Source organism: Motilimonas cestriensis, assembly GCF_021295315.1.
Taxonomy (GTDB): domain Bacteria; phylum Pseudomonadota; class Gammaproteobacteria; order Enterobacterales; family CBDFNC01; genus Motilimonas; species Motilimonas cestriensis.
The window spans coordinates 35836-56015 of sequence record NZ_JAIMJA010000027.1; the positions used below are offsets into that span (position 1 = coordinate 35836).

General features: G+C 44.7%; 18 protein-coding genes. 11 read left to right on the top strand and 7 right to left on the bottom strand.

Translation table 11 applies throughout. The annotated features are described in order from the left end of the window. Positions 1 to 73: 73 nt before the first annotated feature. The 4 genes from K6Y31_RS19270 to K6Y31_RS19285 all read left to right on the top strand — a co-directional run bounded on the left by K6Y31_RS19270 (position 74) and on the right by K6Y31_RS19285 (position 3219). The gene (locus tag K6Y31_RS19270; RefSeq protein WP_233054671.1) at positions 74 to 418 is read left to right on the top strand and encodes a hypothetical protein; all 345 of its coding nucleotides are present in this window, start codon (positions 74 to 76) and stop codon (positions 416 to 418) included. A gap of 175 nt (positions 419 to 593) precedes the next feature. Next, positions 594 to 1619 carry a DUF2157 domain-containing protein gene (locus tag K6Y31_RS19275; protein WP_233054672.1) on the top strand — a complete coding sequence of 342 codons (1026 nt, stop codon included), beginning with the start codon at positions 594 to 596 and terminating at the stop codon, positions 1617 to 1619. After that, on the top strand, positions 1616 to 2713 hold the full coding sequence (locus tag K6Y31_RS19280) for a DUF4401 domain-containing protein (protein WP_233054673.1): 1098 nt from the start codon (positions 1616 to 1618) through the stop codon (positions 2711 to 2713). Before K6Y31_RS19275 ends, K6Y31_RS19280 begins: the two co-directional genes overlap by 4 nt. Then, complete coding sequence (locus K6Y31_RS19285) at positions 2710 to 3219, top strand: GDYXXLXY domain-containing protein (RefSeq protein ID WP_233054674.1); 510 nt, start codon at positions 2710 to 2712, stop codon at positions 3217 to 3219. The genes K6Y31_RS19280 and K6Y31_RS19285 overlap by 4 nt, the downstream gene beginning before the upstream one ends. A 67-nt stretch (positions 3220 to 3286) precedes the next feature. On the opposite strand, the gene K6Y31_RS19290 is transcribed toward K6Y31_RS19285, so the two are convergent. Together K6Y31_RS19290 and K6Y31_RS19295 are read right to left on the bottom strand one after the other, a co-directional pair. Further along, complete coding sequence (locus K6Y31_RS19290) at positions 3287 to 3709, bottom strand: hypothetical protein (protein ID WP_232800016.1); 423 nt, start codon at positions 3707 to 3709, stop codon at positions 3287 to 3289. Between the two features lie 158 nt (positions 3710 to 3867). Beyond that, positions 3868 to 5475 carry an NAD(P)/FAD-dependent oxidoreductase gene (locus K6Y31_RS19295; protein WP_233054675.1) on the bottom strand — a complete coding sequence of 536 codons (1608 nt, stop codon included), beginning with the start codon at positions 5473 to 5475 and terminating at the stop codon, positions 3868 to 3870. Positions 5476 to 5659: 184 nt separating this feature from the next. Between K6Y31_RS19295 and fdxA the strand changes: the two genes are divergently transcribed. The 5 genes from fdxA (at position 5660) to K6Y31_RS19320 (ending at position 10129) form a co-directional block, all read left to right on the top strand. After that, on the top strand, positions 5660 to 5983 hold the full coding sequence (gene fdxA / locus K6Y31_RS19300) for a ferredoxin FdxA (protein ID WP_232800014.1): 324 nt from the start codon (positions 5660 to 5662) through the stop codon (positions 5981 to 5983). Positions 5984 to 6264: 281 nt separating this feature from the next. Next, positions 6265 to 6834 (top strand): DUF4124 domain-containing protein, encoded by a 570-nt coding sequence (locus tag K6Y31_RS19305; RefSeq protein ID WP_233054676.1) that lies wholly within the window; start codon positions 6265 to 6267, stop codon positions 6832 to 6834. 305 nt (positions 6835 to 7139) lie between these two features. Then, positions 7140 to 7679, top strand: a complete 540-nt coding sequence (locus K6Y31_RS19310) for a hypothetical protein (RefSeq protein ID WP_233054677.1) — start codon at positions 7140 to 7142, stop codon at positions 7677 to 7679. Between the two features lie 136 nt (positions 7680 to 7815). Continuing rightward, positions 7816 to 9168 (top strand): hypothetical protein, encoded by a 1353-nt coding sequence (locus K6Y31_RS19315; RefSeq protein WP_233054678.1) that lies wholly within the window; start codon positions 7816 to 7818, stop codon positions 9166 to 9168. A gap of 52 nt (positions 9169 to 9220) precedes the next feature. After that, positions 9221 to 10129, top strand: a complete 909-nt coding sequence (locus K6Y31_RS19320; protein ID WP_233054679.1) for a hypothetical protein — start codon at positions 9221 to 9223, stop codon at positions 10127 to 10129. Positions 10130 to 10239: 110 nt separating this feature from the next. On the opposite strand, the gene K6Y31_RS19325 is transcribed toward K6Y31_RS19320, so the two are convergent. The 3 genes from K6Y31_RS19325 to K6Y31_RS19335 form a co-directional block, all read right to left on the bottom strand. After that, entirely contained in the window at positions 10240 to 11010 is a 771-nt protein-coding gene (locus K6Y31_RS19325) for an ABC transporter substrate-binding protein (protein WP_233054680.1), read from the bottom strand. 204 nt (positions 11011 to 11214) lie between these two features. Further along, positions 11215 to 11871, bottom strand: coding sequence for an START domain-containing protein (locus tag K6Y31_RS19330; RefSeq protein WP_233054681.1), 657 nt, complete (start codon positions 11869 to 11871; stop codon positions 11215 to 11217). A gap of 173 nt (positions 11872 to 12044) precedes the next feature. Then, on the bottom strand, positions 12045 to 14843 hold the full coding sequence (locus K6Y31_RS19335; protein ID WP_233054682.1) for a M16 family metallopeptidase: 2799 nt from the start codon (positions 14841 to 14843) through the stop codon (positions 12045 to 12047). A gap of 227 nt (positions 14844 to 15070) precedes the next feature. Between K6Y31_RS19335 and K6Y31_RS19340 the strand changes: the two genes are divergently transcribed. Both K6Y31_RS19340 and K6Y31_RS19345 read left to right on the top strand, forming a co-directional pair. Further along, the gene (locus K6Y31_RS19340; RefSeq protein WP_233054683.1) at positions 15071 to 16744 is read left to right on the top strand and encodes a SulP family inorganic anion transporter; all 1674 of its coding nucleotides are present in this window, start codon (positions 15071 to 15073) and stop codon (positions 16742 to 16744) included. 271 nt (positions 16745 to 17015) lie between these two features. Next, positions 17016 to 17666 (top strand): NINE protein, encoded by a 651-nt coding sequence (locus tag K6Y31_RS19345; protein WP_233054684.1) that lies wholly within the window; start codon positions 17016 to 17018, stop codon positions 17664 to 17666. 229 nt (positions 17667 to 17895) lie between these two features. Here the strand turns inward: K6Y31_RS19345 and K6Y31_RS19350 are convergent, their stop codons facing one another. Both K6Y31_RS19350 and pfkB read right to left on the bottom strand, forming a co-directional pair. Then, positions 17896 to 18816, bottom strand: coding sequence for a manganese-dependent inorganic pyrophosphatase (locus tag K6Y31_RS19350; RefSeq protein WP_232800000.1), 921 nt, complete (start codon positions 18814 to 18816; stop codon positions 17896 to 17898). A gap of 157 nt (positions 18817 to 18973) precedes the next feature. Then, entirely contained in the window at positions 18974 to 19918 is a 945-nt protein-coding gene (pfkB, locus tag K6Y31_RS19355) for a 6-phosphofructokinase II (protein WP_233054685.1), read from the bottom strand. Positions 19919 to 20180 lie beyond the last annotated feature (262 nt).

A 20180-nucleotide genomic window follows, 5' to 3' on the forward strand; every position in this document is an offset into this window, starting at 1 on the left:
ATAAACCTAAGCAACCAGAGGTGCTTTCAGATTTACTCGAAATTCCTCAAATATATGTAAGGTAAGGGCTAGCATGAAGCAGAAAATAGTAGCCGCCGTCTTTTTTATGGCGTTGGGTTTTTTCGCTGGGGGAGAAAGTTATAAGTATCTAGCGTTTGATGAATTGAATCGTAATATCGAAGCGGGTTACAGTAATGATCTCATAGATACCCTTGATTATTTGGTTATTGCAAAGGCTATTCGGGATGAAAGATACGCAGAAGCCCTATCTTTTGCCGAGTCGATGATCGAAAACAGCGTGAGGCACCTTCCTGAAGACTCGATTCGGGGGGCTGATGGCAGCAAGGTGTTCGAAAAAATAAAACAATATAAAAATGAAGATTGCGATGGTCAATGCCTACCTAAATTGTCGTTTTGAATTTAATAATATTTAGCGCTCAATCGCGGTATAAATACCGCTCTTACAAATTTGAGCCACCTGTTCACTCCCTTTTCTCAAAGCAACTAATCGACCCTGCTATTACATCCCTTAACAATAAGCGCTAATATCATCTTCAGTTAACTGGCAATATTAGCCAGATAGGGGAAGACAAATGAGTAATCTGCGTGACCAAGTGTGGGCTTGGTATCAACAAGGTGAAATCAAGGCTGAGCACATGCCCAAAGCGTTGACGCTGGCTGGCGAGGCGCAACCTGACGTGGCGTGGCGTGAGGTGATAGGGCAATTATTACTTTGGTTGGGTGTGTTGTTTATTGGCGCGGGCGTAATCATCTTTTTCGCCTTCAATTGGCAAGAGTTAGGTAAATTTGGCAAGTTTGCACTCGTGCAAGGCTTGTTGCTGATTTGCGCCTTGGCTTATGGCGGGTTGCGCTGGCAAGAGCGTGATATCAACCCTAGAGGTTTAGGCGCGACTAAGGCCAATGCCAGCTTGCTGGGTTTAAGCTTGATGATTGGCGCGCTATTAGCATTGGTGGGGCAAACCTATCAAACCGGCGCTGATCCTTGGCAGTTGTTTGCTATTTGGTCGCTGTGTTTGCTACCACTGGCGTGGTTGGCGGGCTTTGATTTGTTGTGGCTTAAGCTATTGGCATTAATCAACCTTACTTTAGTGTTGTATTTTCATACTTGGCCGCTGGCTTGGTGGTTTTTTGATTCTTATGTATTTGTGTTAGTTGCGATAAGTTTATTCAATGGCATGGTTTATTTGGCTTTCTTGGCCGTGCAACAACTTAATATTACACGCTTAAATGCGCCTATTTGTCAGTCTCTTAGTATTTTATTGGCGCTGGTGGCGCTGACTTGGTACGGCTGCTGGCAAGCTCTTGAAATTGGCGATTCTTCCCCTTTTAGCTTTTATTTGCTCTACAGTGCGACAGTGTTTTTGCTATCGCGTTTTGTCTTTAAACAGTTATTACCGCTGGCCTTGGTGTGCTTTAGTGCCATTGCGGTGAGCACGGTTTGGCTAGGGCGGAATATGTTTGATGCCAGCAGTGAGGTGGGCGTTTTTTTCTTTTTAGCCATGTATATCGTGGGCGCGACAGCGGGGGTATCGGTTTGGTTAACCAAAATGCGCGCCTTGTTTAACGCCGCCGAGCTCAATGGGAAGGTCAGCCAATGAAAACTGAACATGCGCAATTATGGCAAGTCTTGCAGCAAGCGAGCTGCGTTGATACTGCGTCGCCTCTACCTGATCAGCCATTAATGCCACCTTGGTATTTAGGCATTTTACAGGGCTTTGCTGGCTGGGTGGCAGCCTTGTTCTTACTCGGCTTTATGGGCAGCTTTTTGGCGTTGTCATTGGGTGAAGTGCTTGACGAGGGGATCTTGTTCATTGGTGCCATCTTTGTGGTGATTGGTGCGGTACTGGACCGTAAATCGCTGCAACAACAGGTCTTTGTTACTCAGCTGGCTCTCGTGTTTGGTTTAAGTGGCTTACTGGGCGTTGGCTGGGGACTGTCAGAAATACTGGGCTATCGCAGTGAGCAAGCTTGGTTTTTCAGTTTTGGTGCATTGCTGATTGTTCACAGCGCATTTATTAATAATCGCTTGAGTGTGTTTTTAAATAGCATTGGCATTGCTGGCTGTATTACTGGCTTACTGTATCAATGGCAGATGATGAGCGTGATGCCGCTAGTGATGCTGGTGTTAGCGATAGTGTTATGTCTGAATTTAGAGCGCTTCGGCGCGCATTATGGCCGCTTGTGTACTTTGGCCTATGGCTTTGCGAGCTGGACCTTACTGGCACAAGGTTTGTTAAGCCTTGGCGCGTCGGAGTTAGATTTTTTCAGCGCGACTATCGGTGAATTATCCATTTGGTCTTGGCTATTGCCTTGGTCACTGAGCCTACTGGCCAGTTTGTTGTTGGTGCGCCATATTTTTGCGCAAAGGCAAATCTCGTTATCGACGCCTGTAGGCTACGGCGCGATGGCCACTGTGGTGGTGATTGGCGCGCTAGCCGTGCCATTAACGGGGCTAAGCACGGCGGTGCTGTTTTTATTATTGGGCTTACAACTGCGCGATAAGGTATTCACGGCGTTAGCTATTTTCAGCATTCCACTGTTTATTAGCGCCTATTATTACTCCCTTAGTGTGAGCCTGCTGGAAAAATCCCTATTATTGACCGCGTTAGGTGCTGTGCTGTTATTGGCGCGCTGGGGGCTTAATCGTTACCTGTCTCAGTCAAGTTCAGTCACATCGCAGGAGGCGTTATGAAATCATTACGGCAAGTAAAGTTGAGTATCGCCGCAGTGCTGCTATTAAGTGTAGGCCTATTGGCGATGATCAATTGGGATATCGTTAAACGTGAGGCTTGGTTAGCAGAGGGCGAGGTGGTGCGCCTTGAACTGGCGCCGGTTGATCCCCGCTCGTTAATGCAAGGTGATTACATGACGTTGAATTATCAGATCATGGCAACGATCCGTTCAAAAGCCGACGGCGACAACCTAAATGGTTATGTGCGGGTGAAACGCAATGCCGATCTAGTCGCCCAGTTTGTTGCCTTTGAAGCCAATTACCTTGATGCCAGTACACTGCCTGAAAATGAACTGTTGCTGCAAGTTCGACTGCGCGGCCAAGTTAAACTGGCAACCAATGCGTTCTTTTTTCAAGAAGGCCAAGGCGAGCGTTTTGAGGCGGCGCAATACGGCGAGTTTAGAGTGAATGAACAGGGCGAGTTGTTGCTTGATGCCTTGCTTGATCAAGATTTGCAGAAACTGTAGGTATTTTGAGTTAATGTAAACCATGGCTGTTAGTCTGATACAGCCATGCTTTACTAATTAGTTTCTATTAAAGTTGCTCTATTTGTTGTGCATCATTTTTACTCGCAGCAATAACTTCCTTGGCTGAGCGTAGTGCCGCATCTAATTGCTCATAGCTAAAGGCTCTTATCCCAGTAGCCCCTTTCCAAGTATCATGAAAATACTCATGGCTTGATAAGATCGCTTCGTGCGCATTGTAGAGCTGTACAAATTCAGCTTTTAACCGACCTACTTCAGCGTATTTTTCAGCCGCTTCAGGATCTGGCGAATTAGTGTCTAATGAGAATAAAATGATTATGCAAATCAATGGACTCAATATTAATGAAAGAGCAAACCAAGCGGGTCCACTGCGCATACGATTTTCTGCCATATAGGCTGGGATTAAACATATCGCTAAAGCGAAAATAAAATGGAATATGCTCATCCCTTTAATAAGACCAACAAGCAACATAGATTGTTTCCTTTAGTGTAAAGATTGAAAGGATTATCGCATGCAAATGATTATCTTTTGATTTATTTTTTATTTTTGGTGTGATCTGTTTCTATTTTTATAAAGGCGTTCACAAAAACAGGAGCCTAAGCTCCCGTTGTCGTTTTAGCAAATCGAGTTTACTGTTTCGCCAATATATCCAGCGCCAGTGCCTCAGCCACTTTAATACCGTCTATCCCTGACGATAGAATACCGCCAGCATAGCCTGCGCCTTCGCCGGTGGGGTAAAGGCCTTTGATGTTGATGCTTTGATAATCTTTACCGCGCTTAATGCAAATGGGTGATGAGGTGCGGGTTTCTACACCGGTTAATAGGCCATCTGCATTGGCAAAACCTTTAATCTTTTTATCAAAGGCGGGCATGGCTTCGCGCACGGCTTCAATCACGTAATCGGGTAACACGCCTTTAAAGCTGGTTAGGGTAATGCCGGGGGTGTATGACGGGGTGATGTTACCTAATTCACTAGAATCTTTACCAGCCAGTAAATCGCCAACTAACTGCGCGGGCGCATTGTAGTTACTGCCGCCCGCTACATAGGCTTTTTGCTCTAAATCGCGCTGGAATTCAATGCCCGCTAATGGGTGGCCGGGGAAGTCTTTTTCCGGATCAACACCAACCACAATCGCACTGTTAGCGTTGCGTTCGTTACGTGAATATTGGCTCATGCCGTTGGTGACCACGCGGCCCGGCTCTGATGATGAAGCAACCACAGTGCCGCCCGGACACATACAAAAACTATACACAGTGCGACCATTTTTACAGTGATGTACTAGCTTGTAATCCGCTGCGCCTAAAATCGGATTGCCAGCATTAGGGCCAAAGCGGCATTCATCAATCATTGACTGCTTGTGTTCAACGCGAAAGCCAACTGAGAAGGGTTTAGGCTCAATGTAAACGCCTTTGTCGTGCAGCATATAAAAGGTATCGCGGGCACTGTGACCGACTGCTAACACCACATGGCGGCTATCAATGCGTTCACCGTCTGCTAGGGTCACGCCGGTAATTTGCTCGCCGTCTAAATGAATGTCATCAACGCGGGCGCTAAAGCGAATTTCACCGCCAAGGGCAATAATTTCAGCGCGCATTTTTTCAATCATGGTCACCAGTTTAAAGGTACCGATATGCGGCTTGCTAACGTACATTATTTCTTCTGGCGCGCCAGCGGCAACAAATTCGGTAAGTACCTTGCGGCCATAGTGGTTAGGATCTTTTACTTGGCTATAAAGCTTGCCATCAGAGAAGGTGCCTGCGCCGCCTTCACCAAATTGCACGTTTGATTCTGGGTTCAGTGTGCGCTTGCGCCAAAAACCAAAGGTGTCTTTGGTGCGTTCGCGCACTTCTTTGCCACGCTCTAAAATAATCGGGTTAAACCCCATTTGCGCTAATACTAAGCCGGCAAATAAACCACTGGGGCCAAAGCCAATCACCACTGGGCGTTCGGTCAAGTTGGATGGTGCCTTGGCAACAAACTTGTAGCTGGTATCAGGTGCCATTTTAACGTGGGGGTCGTCTTTAAATTGCGCCAGCAGCTCGGCTTCGTTGTCCACTTCAATATCTAAGGTGTAAACCAGAAAGATGTTGGTTTTTTTACGCGCGTCATAGCCACGTTTAAACATATGAAAAGAATGTAATTGATCAGCGCTAATATTCAGCTTAGTAACGATGGCAGCAGGTAAGGCCGCTTCATCATGATCAAGAGGCAGTTTTATTTCGGTTAAACGTAGCATAGGGATACTCAGGTTTTGGTTGGTGTCTTAGCGTTTGACTTACATCAGCGGCTCACAATGGCGCGTATTTTACGTTAAGCAGGGCGAGGTGTCAGGCCATTTGTTGCTTGTTTTTTAACACCAGTTAAGTATGATCCCGCCACGAATTTTTGGGCGTACTTGAAACGCGATAGAGGATGTGAACATGGCGTTTGTTGTTACCGAGAACTGCATTAAATGTAAATACACTGACTGTGTTGCTGTGTGCCCTGCCGATGCGTTTTACGAAGGCCCAAATTTTTTAGCCATTAGCCCAATTGACTGTATTGATTGTGGTTTATGTGAGCCGGAATGCCCAGCTAACGCCATCGTGCAGGAAGATGATTTAACCCCCGAACAGCAAGATTTTCTCGCCCTTAATGAAGAGCTAGCACTGACTTGGCCCAACATTACCGAAGTAAAAGACGCGCCAGCGGATGCTGATGAGTGGAATGGTGTTGCCGACAAGCTGCAATATCTTGAAACTTAATTCTTCAATTTAGCGTTTAGTTAAACGCTAAAGATTGTGAACTCTTAGGCTTTTTCATTTTCAGCGTAAATTAGTTGACCCCTTCTTATTTCCTTATGGTTAATAAAATTCAACACAAAGCACTCAGTCAAACTTATTAGGTTGGCTGTACTTTGGTCTATTTTTTATCAATAATACAGACGTGTGAAAGTCATTTTGGCTAACGTTAGCAGTAACGGTATACAAATTATTTAGAGCTAAAACTGGGTCTCTTCATTGGGCCGCGAAATCGGAACATAAAGATGAAAAAATGGCTTAACGCAATAGCATTTACCCTTATGATGGCGCTAGTTAGTCAGCCCAGTATGGCGAAAAAAGTATATAAATGGGTTGATGAGCAAGGTGTTACTCATTACAGCGACAGCACGCCAGCCTCCGCCATGAGCGACACCCACAATGTTAATCAAGTCTCAGTCACCGAAGATTTACCGTCTGGAAATTACCGAGGAGTGGCCAAAAAGCCAACCTACACTAGCCTAAGTAGTCAATCAGAGAAACAAAGTGCTAAAAAGCAACGGGGCAAAGATCCCGCCACGCAATGCTATAGTGCCATTAAAAACCTCACCGCAGGCCTCAAGTCGATAAAGCAACAAGCTAAAAAACGCCATATGAGTAACGGCATGAAAGAAAACGAATTTGAGAAAAAGTATGCTGAAGCGATGAAAAAAATTGAATCAGCAAAATCCAGTTGTGTTGAAAGTTACGAAACAGGTAAAAGTCGAGATATCGATTGTTTGGCGAATTTAAGCCATCCCGATGATTTTGTTTATTGTGTGTATGCCAGTCGTTTAACGGGCTTTTCAGGGTATTAAAAATCATGAATGAAACGGATTTTTTAAAAGCATTAAAAAGTGTTAAAGCCTTGCGATTGGTCGCTTCATTATTGCTACCTTAACCCGCCTTTAAGTTAATCAACTCTTGCAGCGCTGCGCGCTAAGTCAAATTATTATAATTTTCCCATATGGGTAAAAATAAAAATCATTTAATATTGATGACGTTAGATAACCAGTATCTTGAAGTTGCTTGGGTATACAAGTTGAAGAAAGGCCAGAATAGGTAAGTTGGCTCATAAGCCGCAAACGTTGCGAAAATAACAACCGAAGCACAGGAGTGAAATATGGCCCCAGAATTAGTGGCGCTGCAGCAGAAGCTAGCGCAGTTAAATGATGCGAGCTTAATCAGGTCGATGGACTCGTTCAAAGTGGCTTTCGATCCTTGCGAGTGGGATGACGAGGAAGAATACGAGGCAGAGCTGGCGGATGAATTACCCGTTTATCAAATGATGGTTGATATTGCAGTGCAACGAGGCATGAAAGAGGGGCTGCATCAGCAAGCATTTTTTCATGCCAAAGCGTTTGACCAAACAAACGATCCCGCAGACCGGGCGCAAGCCATCGAGTTGCTCAAAAAGGCGGTAGAGGCTGGCTGTGGCGGCGCTGCAATTGACCTTGGCGGCGAAATTCGTTTCGATCTGAATGTCGATATCGTTGATCTTCTCGCCTACTCTTGTTTACCCGGTGGCGATGTAGCAGAGCAGGCAATTTATTTTCCCGACCAAGCAACTCCAGAAGTGATTGCACAAGCGAATGCGAAACTTAAGGCACTACGCGACAAGGGCGTTGAGCTCGATTACGAGTGTCACTGCATCTTTGACTAGCCCAGCTTGGCTTAATCCCTTTAAGGAAAGCGTTAATGGATTTAGAACTAATGTGGCAACAGGTGAGGGCCAAAGGAGTGGCGTTTGATGAGCCTTGGGTGCCTAAGCGCTAGGCCTTTTGTAAGGAGTATTGAAGATGAAAAAAATGATAGCCTGTTATATGGGCGAAATTAATAGCGAACGTTATTCTGACTTTTTTGCTATGTACAATGCCGCAACGTTTGATTTTATTGATTCATATAATAGTGAACAAGGCAAAAGGGTGGGCAATGTTGATAAAAATCTAATCAATATCAAGCTTGATAATGAACGATATTTGACTTGGTTTAACCGCATTGAAAATAAATCTGATTCATTTCAATTGCCAGAAAACGTGGTCGGGCAAATTGTTGTGTCAACAAAGTATATTATTTTTTCCTATCAAGAAGATACGGAACGTTTTTTTGTTTACAACCTCGCTTCTCGGGAGAAGGTGGCTGAAATTAAATGCGGTAATGTATTTTTTTCTTTTGCCAATGAGCAGTTTTGTATTGCAGAGCGTGATGACGATAAATCGCTAATGAAAATTGACCTGTTAACAGGCACCGTTTTATGGCAAGCGGATGTCGGCAATTTTACCTTTAGGACCTTTTCTGAAAAGTCGAATTGTATTATCACTGAACGCAACAAAAGCTGGATAGCATTAGACGTGAATACCGGTAAGGAAGTCACTCGGCTTGAGTTAACGGACACATTAGGCCCTGATTTTTTTTCAAACTATATTCACACTTTTTCTGAGGCTGGGCATCATTGGCTCTGGAATATCGATACGCTGGAGCTTGTGGAATTTGATGTCGCGGCCTATTCCTCATCTTATCGTTACCAACATTTGTTGTTTGACAATGCAACTAAACTCCTTGTTTTTGAAGAGCTGGAAAAAGGTTGCAATGGCTGGGTTTATTTATATGAGGTGCCCAGTGGCAAAGCGCTGGGGAAGGCGCGCTTACTAGATCAATCCCTTGCTTTTACTCATAGTTGGACTTGCTTAAATGGTCGAATTTATTGTCGCGCGCGGACTCATGCAGAGTTTAGCGCCAGACTATTAAGTTTTGCATTAAGTGAGCTAGATGGCACGGCATTAACAGTAACGGAGGAAGAGCAAAATGTGGTGCAAACCCATCATCATTTATTGAAGTCCAGTTACGATATTCAACTCTCATTCCCGTTACCGGCTCGCTTTGATACCGCGTTGCGCCATTTAACTGAGCGCCTTTGGGCCATATTAGATGCTTGGCATGAGAAGCAAGAGCGACGAGAAGATAGGCGTTTTAGCAATAAGCTCACTTTAAATTTATCTGGACTCGAGCTTAATGACGAGCAAAGATCGATTTTTGATAAAATGATCACCTACTTTGTGGCTTGCTTTAAAGTGCGTGATGCGCCCGAGTATCAACCGGAAAAGCAGCTTTATACTTTTAAGTTGAAAAGAGGCGGTAATCGTTGGAGCTAGTAGCCTAAGTAATGACAACGCAATTTAATGGGTTATCAAGGATGAAAAACAGATGACATTAGCACAACTCGACACCAGTTTCTGGCTCACCAAAGACAAGGCTTGGGTAGCCGAGCGTAAAGCCAAGTGGCAAGATATCGAGCCGGGCATCGCACTGCGCAGGAACAAGGGCGAGACCAATATGGCTAAGGCCTATTATTTACGTGGCAAGCAGCCCAACTGGGAAAAATTAAAAACCAGTGATAAATCGCCGCGGCCGCTGGATTTAATGATGTTTTTATGGCTGCATCCCAGCGATGATCCTGAGGTGTTAACCCCCTTATTTAAAGCCTATATGGAATCTGATCAGGTCCATGAAGAAGATATCCTGTTAGGGCTAATGTTTATGTCTACCGAATTTATCGATCATACCGGTACGACTAAATCATTACATGAATACCAGTTTCCTTATCTCGGTAACAAGAATATAACCTTGTTTCGCATTATGTTTGCCGACTCCTTGTACGTTAAAAATAGGTTGCAGCAGGTTATTACCGCAGGACGCGTCGATGTCAGGGAGCGCAAGCTAGCCAAAGCCGAGCAGGAGATATTCGGTATGCTAGGTTATAAGCACTTTGTCTTTTTTGGTGCTTGGCTAATACAAGATTCCACGTCGATATTTTGTCGCGATTGTTTATATCAATACCCCGATGTGTTGGATTGGTGTATGACAACCCTAAAATATGATGCTGAATTTATTGCAAGAATCCAACATCCATCGGCATTAGCGTCATATCACAAAGCCCTTTATCGCATTGCTCATTTTAACTTAGAGCAAGAAGGCGACACCCCTCGCGCCAATGCCGTGCGTTATTTGCGCGAGCTAATCGAAGTCGGTGACTTCTTGCCTGAATTCAAACAACTATGGCAGCAAGTCAAAGCCGGTGAAGTGGAAGTAGAAAAGCCATGGCAGCGGTTTTGACCGTAAGCTTTGAAAAAATTTGTATATTAATCAATACAGTTGCTTATTTTCGAGCCGTTGTTTGATCTTGTTGTGAGGCTCCAGCAATGCTAGCTCATATGAGGAAATCGCTAAAGTTTGTTTGGCAATTGAATATTTTGAAATAATTGTGCTAGTTGTCCAGTCTCAGCTAACTCTTTTAAAAGTTGGTTAATTTCACCAATATCAGGCTTAATGCCACGGCGAAGAATGATGGTGTGATTATATTCTTGGTCCATTTTATCAGATACTAATATGCGCTCACGATGTTGCGGGTGGTTAGCAAAGTATTGCGCCAAAAAGGCCTTGGAAACCACTGCTATGTCTCCGCGATTTCCCGAGAGTATCATTAATATACTGCCTAAGTTGCTGCGGGTCAGTTGCATATTAAAGGTCTGTTTTAAGTAATCTGGATCGGCGTTATAGTCAGCAAAAGCGTAATGGTAACCTTCAACGCCGACCATGGTTTTATTTTTAAAGTCACTAAAGTAACTTTGGTCTCGGCCCTCTTTCATCTCTGCAATATAGACTTCTCCTCCCCGTAAATAGACATTGGACGCATCTACCGGTAAGTCTTGCCAGCCCCAATGCAGGCTGTCAAACATCGACATATCATAACGGCCTAGCTTAAAAAGTTGGAGCCGAGTGGCAGGGAGCAATTTTACTCCTTTGAACAAGTATTGATCTTGCTGCGCATTCATCAAATCAATCATATCAATGGCTAGGCCTCCGAGGTGGTTGCCACGCGCTTCAATAAAAGGGGGAAAGTGGGATAAGCCAACTAGCACGACTTGCTTCGCCACGCTGACAGAGCTAAATAGAAGTAGTAGTGACGCGATTAGCTTGGTGACTATTTTATACACTCGTCAACTCCTTGGCGTGTTGTTATCTGTCTAATCAATCATAACAGAAGTCTTATCTGAGCATTATAGTCAACCAGTTGTATATATGCCTAAGTAACCTACAGATGTTTCTTTGGGTAGGTTGACCAAGGTTAGTTGCCCCGTATTTTTTAGCAAATGTGTGAGCAATAATAGGGCAATCACTTCGACATGCATTTTTATTGATTACTGCATAAGCCCTTGTTCACGCGCTAGTTTGACCACGTGAGGGTTTACTTGATCTTGGTACTTGGCTAGCTCGCGGCGTAAGCCGATAAATGTGTTAAATACACTGTCGATGGATAGTTTATTTACCAGCCACTTTGGCAGTGCGCCGCCGGGATCGGCAAAAGCAAGGTATTCAATATGAGTGGTGCCGTTGCTGAGCTGTTGTAATGTCCACTCGCCGCTGACTTTGGTGATGCGAATATAACCGTCTTGTGTTGGTAGGGTGTTGGACGCGTCTGATATGTGTAATTTAAAAGCGCCTTGGTCAAAGAAGTATCGAGAGTTGGTCACCATATCGCGATCCTTCGCTGGCCAAGGCGCATTAAATATGGTGTGTACCTTATTTTCAGTTGGGCTGATTTGCGTAAGTACGCGAATGCCTGTAACGCTTTTAATCCAATTGGGTACATGCTGAGTGTCTTCCAGCAAGTTGATAAAGGCAGAGTAGCTGGTTGGCGTAAACATTTGTGCGCGAATTTCAATTAGCCCATCACTATGCTTGCGTGAGTGCAGGGTGATGTCTTGTTCCGATTTGACTAGCTGCCAATCCCTTTGCGGGGCAGAGAGCGTGACAGACGAAAACAGCAAGGCCAGTAAAGCGCAATATCTTAGCAATCAAAGCTCCTTGGTTATCGCTTGGTTGTGTGGTGGTGGAAAACACCTTTTGTTGAGCGCTTTAATTATACGGCGTGAGGTTCAGATTAGTTTTATTTCTTTTGCTGGGCCAATGGCTTGGCGATAAGTACAAGTGAGGGCTTGGCCTCACTTGTACTGAGTGGTTGCAGTGATTATTTTGGCAAGTTGACTAAAGTGAGTTGCCCTGCGTTTTGTAGCATTTGTTTGATTAAACCATCGATATAAGGTTTGTCGATGCTGGCAACAATGGCTTTGGGATCGAGTACCTCACCTACTTGGTAGCCTGAAACAAAATCGCGATGGATAAACCAAGCGCGGCTTTGTGGATCTTTAAAGGTGTCTAGCATTGCAGTTTCCAATGCATTTTTGTGTAGCGACAGTGCTTTGTTATCCGCTCCAGTTTGATACAGCTGCGTCAATATTTTTTCGACGGCTTGTTTGGCTTTATCGGCGTCTTGTGGTGCGGTCACAAAGGCAATACGGCAGTAGCTGTAATTTATGTTATCACTGGCAGGATCGCAGCCTGCATAGGGAGAGTAAGCCAGCGATAGGTCTTCACGGACGGTTGCCATCAGCTGTTCGCTGATAATCCGGCTGATTAAATCAGTCGCGTATATTTGCTTTTCGCTAGGCTCAACGCCTTGGTAAACAAACTGAAATACAATATCGGCACGGTCGTTATCATTGCGATTTTCGTTGATCTCGGTTTTGTTTTTGGTTGCCCATAACGTTTGAGGCGAAGCTTGGTGCTGCGTCCCTTTTGGCAAAGTAGCAAGGTGTTGGCTAATGAGGGCTTTAGCTTCATCGATCTCAAAATCACCAACAAGGGTTAGCTTAAAGCCATTGGCAGAGCCAAACAGCTGTTGTTTTACGTATAGTAAATCAGCCGTTGTTACTTGCTCTATTTGCTTAAGGGATAGAGGTCCTTCATAAGGATTTTTGCCATACAGCGCATTGAAGTAGCGTATATCGACCTGACCTTGATTACTATTAAGGTAGTTTTTGACGTTGTTGAAAATACCTTCTTTAACCTGCTTAAATGCGGCAGGGTCAATTTTGTCGGAGACAAAGCCGCGTTTTAGTAACGTTAAAGCAAAATCAAGCTGTGCTGTTGGCATTGAGCCATCAAAACCTTGTGCACTGTTATTAATAAACGGATTTACTGTAGTAAGGTGGCTGGCGAGTGCTTGCTGCACTTGTTGCGCCGATTGCTTGCCTAACCCGCTGTTTATTTGAGTATCAATCAACATGTTGGCTGCTGAGCGGTATTTGGCATCGAGACTGGTGATGCCGCCGGGCGCCGAAAACTGAAAATACACCATGCCTTTTTTAGTGCTATCTGGTTGCAGTAAAACTGATAGGCCATTGTCAAAGTTCAGCTGCTCAATACCTAGCTCTTTATAGCTTTGTTGCGATAACAACTTGCCTGTTGCTGTTGCTAGTGTGTCATCTGTTTGCTGCGCCACCAATACGCCTGCTGCATAAGGCTGCACGCTTTGCTTTAACGCTGCTGTCACCCAGCTTTCAAGCTGTTGATGGGATTTTAATACGCCAGCATTGAGTGGGCTTTCTTCACCCATTTCTGGTGCGACTTGATAAATTTGCGGGTTAACTAAGGTTTGCTGAGCAAATTGATTGACCTCGGCCAGTGTGAGCTGTTCAAGAAAATCGTTGTAGAGTAATAGAGTGGTTTTTTTATCAACTGGGACTTGTTCTGCTTTTAGAGCGCCTAGGTAATTGTTGATGATATTGCTTGATGTTAGATTATCGTAGGTTTGATCATAGTTAGCAATATGAAGGCTATACAGCTGTTTTAGCTGGTCAAATTCGGCTTGAGTAAAGCCAAATTGATTGATTTTTGCAATCTCAGCGCCAAGCCAGTCAATGGCGGCTTGGTCTTGACTTAGTCGGTATTCTACCTCTAGTGAGTAGACTCTATTGTTGCCTACCCACATGGGTAAACCAACATAGCTATTAATAGAAGCAAACGGGGTGCCACTTAATTCATGAGCACGATTTAGGCGGTTCATGATTAACAGGTGTGTGAATTCGATTTTATTATTTATTTTAGTATCCGCTTCGGTGGCTACGCTTACTGGCGGCAAGATAAAGTTGAGACTGACGCCATTTTGCTTCACTTCTACGCTGGAGAAGGTTTGCGTGGCATGAGAAAACTGAGGCTCTGCTGGACGATTTTTGGTTTTCGCCTGTCCGTGTAGACGATTGAATTGCTTGGCGATGGCTTGGCTGATTTGCGGCTTGTCAATCTTACCCACCACTAACAATTCCATGTTATCCGGGCGATACCAAGCGCGGTAATAGTCTTGTAGCTTGTTGGCATTCAGGGTGTCTAACTGTGCGGGCAGCCCGCCTATGTTATTGAGGATGTATTCTGTCCCGGCTGACATCTTATCCATATAAGCATTTTCTTTTATCTGCTCGTAACTTAGTCGCGTGTAATATTCTCCCTTAACTACGCCGATTTCTTTGGCTACTTCGGTTTCATCCAGCTCGATATTTTGCGCAACATCGGATAAGTAGAGCAGAACGTCGTTCATTAACTCTGGGTTATTGTCGGGGATGTTTAGGGTGTAAACCGTCTCTTTAAAGTTGGTGTAGGCATTTATGTCTTGACCAAAGCCCAGTCCCGCCTCTTTAAATAACTGTTCAATTTTGTGACCGGGAAAATGCTTAGTGCCGTTGAACGCCATGTGTTCTAGTAAATGCGCACCGCCTTTTTGTTCGGCAGTTTCATCAGCAGAGCCCGATTTCACCCAAAGGTAAAGTTGCACGCGATCGCTGCTTTCATCCACCGAATACAGCCGATATTGAAAGCCGTTGTCTAGTTTCTGAATCGTCCAATTGGGATCGGGTTGAAGTGGTTTGGCTGCTGACGGCAAACTGATTAACAGTGCGGTGAGTGCAAGGCATAGTGTGCGTAATATTCTCATGCTCGGCTCCTGAGCTTAGGGGAGGGGTCTAAGTGATAATAAAAAGGGTAGAGCGATTAGACATATTATGTCAAACGGTTTTTTATTTTCTTTTGATTTTTATATCGATTTCATCTTTTTTGCTTAGCTTTTCGCTGGTTGCGAAGGCTGCCTAACATAAAAAATGCTATTCATCTGTGACTTAAATGGTAGAATTCTGAAAATTTAACCTAACATGGAATGCTGTTGTGTCTCTTCAGAGGTTTAAAGAATTTAATTTAAAAGGTGATGCGTTTGGTGGTGTTACTACCGCAATCGTTTCATTGCCCCTCGCGTTAGCGTTTGGTGTTGCATCCGGAGCTGGCGCAGAAGCCGGTTTATGGGGCGCCATTCTTGTTGGCTTATTTGCTGCCTTATTTGGTGGTTCATCTTCCCTTATTTCCGAACCAACCGGCCCGATGACAGTGATCATGACGGCGGTGTTAACCGCGATGGTTGCTAAATACCCCGAAGCGGGGATCGCCATGAGTTTCACTGTGGTGATGATGGCTGGCTTATTTCAGATTATTCTCGGCTCATTAAAAATGGGCAAATACATAACCTTAATGCCTTATAGTGTGATATCTGGCTTTATGTCGGGCATCGGCGTCATTCTTATCATTTTGCAGTTGTCGCCGTTAATGGGCCATGCCGCGCCTTCCGGCGGGGTGTCTGGTACGCTGATGTCGCTGCCAGAAACCATCAGTAATTTGCATTTCAATGAATTGTTTCTGGGTGGTTTAACCCTCGCGATCCTATTTTTAATGCCGAAGGCTTATCGTAAATATGTGCCCGCTCAGCTGGTGGCATTGGTGTCGGTAACGCTGCTGTCAGTGTGGTTGTTTGATATGGACAGCATTCGCCGCATTGGTGAAATTCCAAGTGGTTTGCCCAGTATTGTTTTGCCTACGTTTACCCCTGAGTTGCTTACCACCATGGTAATTGATGCTTTAGTGTTGGGTACGCTAGGTTGTATTGATACCTTGTTAACGGCCGTTATCGGTGACTCGCTCACTCGTAAAGAGCACGATTCTGACAAAGAGCTGCGCGGCCAAGGCATTGCTAATATGATTTCGGGTTTGTTTGGTGCTTTGCCGGGCGCTGGCGCGACCATGGGCACGGTTGTTAACATTCAAGTGGGTGCGCGCTCTCCGCTGTCTGGGGTTATTCGTGCCTTAGTATTGGCGTTAGTGGTATTGGTTGCTGGCGGTTTAACCGAGCCTATTCCAATGTCGGTACTGGCCGGTATTGCGGTTTACGTTGGCTTTAATATCCTTGATTGGAGCTTTTTACAACGCGCCCATAAAGTGAGTATGCAAAGTACGGTTATTATGTATGGCGTGATGTTGCTGACCGTTTTTGTTGATTTGATTGTAGCGGTGGGATTAGGGGTATTTATTTCTAATATCATCATCATTGAGCGTTTAAGTCGCGAGCAAGCAAAACAAGTTAAAGCCATCAGTGATGCTGAAGATGATGTGCCATTAACGCCGGAAGAGCGTGATTTGTTAGACCAAACCAACGGTAAGGTGTTGTTCTTTTATCTGTCTGGTCCGATGATTTTTAGTGTCTCAAAAGCCATCACTCGCCAGCACAGCAGTATCAATAAATATCAGGCGATGATCTTAGATTTAAGCGATGTGCCGATGATAGATGTCACAGTGGCATTGGCCTTGGAAAACGCAATTAAAGATGCATTAGAAGCGCGTTGTCAGGTCTTTATTTTGTGCCCTCATCAAGATACACAAGCACAGCTTGATCGTCTTTCTGTATCCGAAATGGTGCCGAAATCGCAGTTCTTAGACTCACGCCAAGCGGCACTAGAAGCGGCTTTGGATGTGGTGCAAGGCGAGCGCTTACGCCTGTCTAATAAAATGGCTTAGCTAAAAGGGATTAGCAGCTGATTGTTAGCTTGTTCACATTAAGCCTAAAACCTTGGCGGTTTTAGGCTTTTTTTGTATCTAAAACTAAATTTTTTGTCAAAATGAGCCGCTTAAGTAGTGGTAAGTCATCTTGATTTTGATTGAACGAGTATCCAAGGCAGGGATGCCTTGATTTAAGCCTACATGGATGTATTTACGGCGTCTCGTGAAACAAGAGCAAGATGGCTTGGATGCAGAGTTAAGCCTGATTAAAAATCATAAGGGATGATTAATGGAACAAGTAGAGCTGAAATATAAAAGCCGGGTGGCGTCGGCGTTGTTGGCTATTATTGGTGGCTCGTTGGGCTTACACCGGTTTTTTCTCGGTCAATGGTGGGGCGTGTTTTACTTGTTATTTAGCTGGACTTTGATTCCTGCGATTGTTGGTTTAATTGAAGGCATTGTGTTTTTAGCCACGGATCAGCAGCAATGGAATAATAAATACAATCAGGGCCGCCAGCTGGGCAATGAAGGTGGCACTGTGCTTATTTTGGTGATGGTGTTATTGCCTTTTGTCTCGGTGCCCGTGATCGGTATCTTGGCGGCGATTTCGATCCCTGCTTATCAAGATTACACCATTAAAGCGAATGCTGGTATGGGCCATGCGCAGGCGCAGTTAGTGCAAGCAAAAATAGCTGCTTATGTTGCACAAGAGCAAGTATTACCAGCCGATAACGAAGCGATTGATGTAGTGCGCTATCCTGATAATAAAGCAGTGGCGCTGCTTGATGTGCATAATGGCCGCATTAGAGTGGAGTTTACCCCAGAATCTAAGTTGACTGGCGCGTTGATTTATCAGGCGAGCTTAAATGGCGATCAAGTTGAATGGGATTGTAAGGGGTCTACCCTTGCTGAGAAATACTTGCCTGCTGCTTGTCGCTAAATCAGCTGCGGAAATCATATTTGAGGCATAAAAAAACCGGCTGTTTAAGCCGGTTTTTTTGCTAATCAGCTAATTAATCCGAATCTTGGATAAGCGAAATAGTATGCTTTCCTGCAAAAACGCTGTGAATATCTCCCTATAAGCTTTGCGTTTTCATCCCTGAAAACGAAATTTTGCCGTAAAACATACTTTATCTGGCTGCGTTAGGCTTAAACAGAACTGAGGTTAATTAAGCTAGTGCATCTTGTAATGGTGGCACAACTTGCTTTTTACGGCTTAATACGCCGTCTAGCCAAACACGACCATCTACTGGCGCTTTACCGTAGGCACGCTCAACAACGCTCACATCATCACTTACTACTAGTAGCTCTGAGCCTTCTTTCATGATGTCGGTTAGCAGTAGCATTACGCTGTGACGCTTGCCTTCTTCTTTTAGTGCTGCGATATCTGCTTCTAAGTCCGCTTTGATTTCATCAAACACAGACAGATCAATCACTTCTAACTGGCCAATACCGATTAGGTTGCCATTCATGTTGAAGTCTTTGAAGTCACGCATCACAAGGTCGCGCGCCGGCGTGCCGTCAACGGCAGATTTTACTCTAAACATTTCCATGCCGAGTTCTTTAAAGTCTGCAATACCTGCGATTTCTGCAAGGGCTTCAACACATTTAATGTCGGCAGTGGTACAAGTAGGAGATTTGAAGATAACCGTGTCACTTAAGATAGCGCACATCATAATGCCCGCGATATTGGCTGGAATTTCAACGTTGTGAAAGTCGTACATCATTTTAATAATGGTGTTACTACAGCCGACAGGGCGGATCCAACACTCAAGGGGGGTTGAAGTGGTTAGGTCGCCTAGTTTGTGATGGTCAACAATGCCAACGATAGTGGCTTGGTCAATGTCATCTGGCGCTTGAGTAAGCTCTGAGTGGTCAACAATGTAAACTTCTTCACCGGCGTAGCTGGTTTTGTATTCAGGTGCTTCAAAACCAAATTTTTCTAAGATAAATGCAGTTTCAGGTGATAGCTCACCTAAACGTGCTGGCACTGATGCTTCACCAATTTGATTTTTTAGGTAAGCAAGGGCGATAGCGCCACAAATAGAATCTGAATCTGGGATTTTATGACCCACTACATAAACTGGCATGGTGTAACTCTCCTTTAATTTTCGGCGATTTTAACAAAGTTTACATCTGTTCGGAAATCATTATCGGCTTAAAAAGTAGCAAAAATGTTACGACTTAACCGTTTATACCCAATCAACCTGGAGATGCTTGAGGCATGCATCTTCAAGTTGATTGGGTTTACACTAGGGGATGCTTGCTTAATATCCACTGGTACAAGTTAGCAACATCATCAGCATTACATAGCTGAGTGCCATGGTTCATGGTGGCGGCAGTGCCTGCAGCCACGCCTAAACGCGCCGCTTCGCGAAGGCTTTTGCCTTGTGCTAGTGCCATGCTAACGGCGCCAACCATGCTGTCGCCAGCACCTACGGTACTATTCTTTTTGACCCTTGGCGGCACGATTTGTTCACAAATATCGTTACTGACAAGGAGTGCGCCTTGTGGACCTAATGACACTAATACCACCTCGGCTTTACCTTGGTTGATAATTTCTCGCGCCTTTTGCTCTAGCTCTTCGGGCACAATCAGTTCTGAGCCAGTTAGCAATGCGAGCTCGTTGGCGTTGGGTTTGATGAGATATAACCCACCTTGTGCGACCGCTTTCTCAAGGGCTGGGCCTGAGGCATCAAAAATCACTTTAATCTGCTGGCTTTGGCAATAGTTAACAATGTCGGCAACCAAGTCGCCGGGCATGCCTTCGGCTAAGCTGCCGCTTATCACGCAGTAATCGGCATCTTGATGCAGCGCCAGTTGCGCTAATAGTTGCTGTTGCTCGTCAGCCGAAAGCGACGCGCCGGGCATAATAAAACGGTATTGTGCGTTATCGTTGGGCGTGACTACATTAAGGTTTTGTCTGGTCCAAGTCGCGCAGGTTGATGGCTGGCAAGTGATGCCTTCTTGCTCAAGTAATTGGGTTAAGTGCTCGCCCGTTGAGCCGCCGGTAGGATAAATAGCCACTGAATCGCCACCCAGTTTTTTAATGGCGCGAGACACGTTAATGCCACCGCCACCGGGCTCAAACACGGGGTCAGTACAGCGTAGTTTCGCTTCGGCAATGATACGAGGTGTGGTTGATGCGCAATCTAGTGCGGGGTTGGCGGTAATGGTGACTATTTTTTGCATTTGGCTGATTCCTAAACTGAAACAGCCATAATCATGTAATGGTTAGTAGCCTTGTGTCTATTAATAAAATAAATAATTTAGCGCAAAGTGGACCTTTAACGCTAAATAAAGCACTTAAACTATTTGCGGGTGTAGCACTGAGGAATCCCCTGATGATTTCATTAAAAATCATAAATTTAAGTAGAATGGCATCTTTCCGTATGATCTAATGAATTCGCCAAAACACAAAAAACCAAACAGAAAGATGCGCGAACTTAAGATT

Bases quoted from the DNA above. Each gene is read 5' to 3' on its own strand.
- K6Y31_RS19270 (WP_233054671.1), top strand. From the start codon at position 74: ATGAAGCAGAAAATAGTAGCCGCCGTCTTTTTTATGGCGTTGGGTTTT.
- K6Y31_RS19275 (WP_233054672.1), top strand. From the start codon at position 594: ATGAGTAATCTGCGTGACCAAGTGTGGGCTTGGTATCAACAAGGTGAA.
- K6Y31_RS19280 (WP_233054673.1), top strand. From the start codon at position 1,616: ATGAAAACTGAACATGCGCAATTATGGCAAGTCTTGCAGCAAGCGAGC.
- K6Y31_RS19285 (WP_233054674.1), top strand. From the start codon at position 2,710: ATGAAATCATTACGGCAAGTAAAGTTGAGTATCGCCGCAGTGCTGCTA.
- K6Y31_RS19290 (WP_232800016.1), bottom strand. From the start codon at position 3,709: ATGTTGCTTGTTGGTCTTATTAAAGGGATGAGCATATTCCATTTTATT.
- K6Y31_RS19295 (WP_233054675.1), bottom strand. From the start codon at position 5,475: ATGCTACGTTTAACCGAAATAAAACTGCCTCTTGATCATGATGAAGCG.
- fdxA (WP_232800014.1), top strand. From the start codon at position 5,660: ATGGCGTTTGTTGTTACCGAGAACTGCATTAAATGTAAATACACTGAC.
- K6Y31_RS19305 (WP_233054676.1), top strand. From the start codon at position 6,265: ATGAAAAAATGGCTTAACGCAATAGCATTTACCCTTATGATGGCGCTA.
- K6Y31_RS19310 (WP_233054677.1), top strand. From the start codon at position 7,140: ATGGCCCCAGAATTAGTGGCGCTGCAGCAGAAGCTAGCGCAGTTAAAT.
- K6Y31_RS19315 (WP_233054678.1), top strand. From the start codon at position 7,816: ATGAAAAAAATGATAGCCTGTTATATGGGCGAAATTAATAGCGAACGT.
- K6Y31_RS19320 (WP_233054679.1), top strand. From the start codon at position 9,221: ATGACATTAGCACAACTCGACACCAGTTTCTGGCTCACCAAAGACAAG.
- K6Y31_RS19335 (WP_233054682.1), bottom strand. From the start codon at position 14,843: ATGAGAATATTACGCACACTATGCCTTGCACTCACCGCACTGTTAATC.
- K6Y31_RS19345 (WP_233054684.1), top strand. From the start codon at position 17,016: ATGGAACAAGTAGAGCTGAAATATAAAAGCCGGGTGGCGTCGGCGTTG.
- K6Y31_RS19350 (WP_232800000.1), bottom strand. From the start codon at position 18,816: ATGCCAGTTTATGTAGTGGGTCATAAAATCCCAGATTCAGATTCTATT.
- pfkB (WP_233054685.1), bottom strand. From the start codon at position 19,918: ATGCAAAAAATAGTCACCATTACCGCCAACCCCGCACTAGATTGCGCA.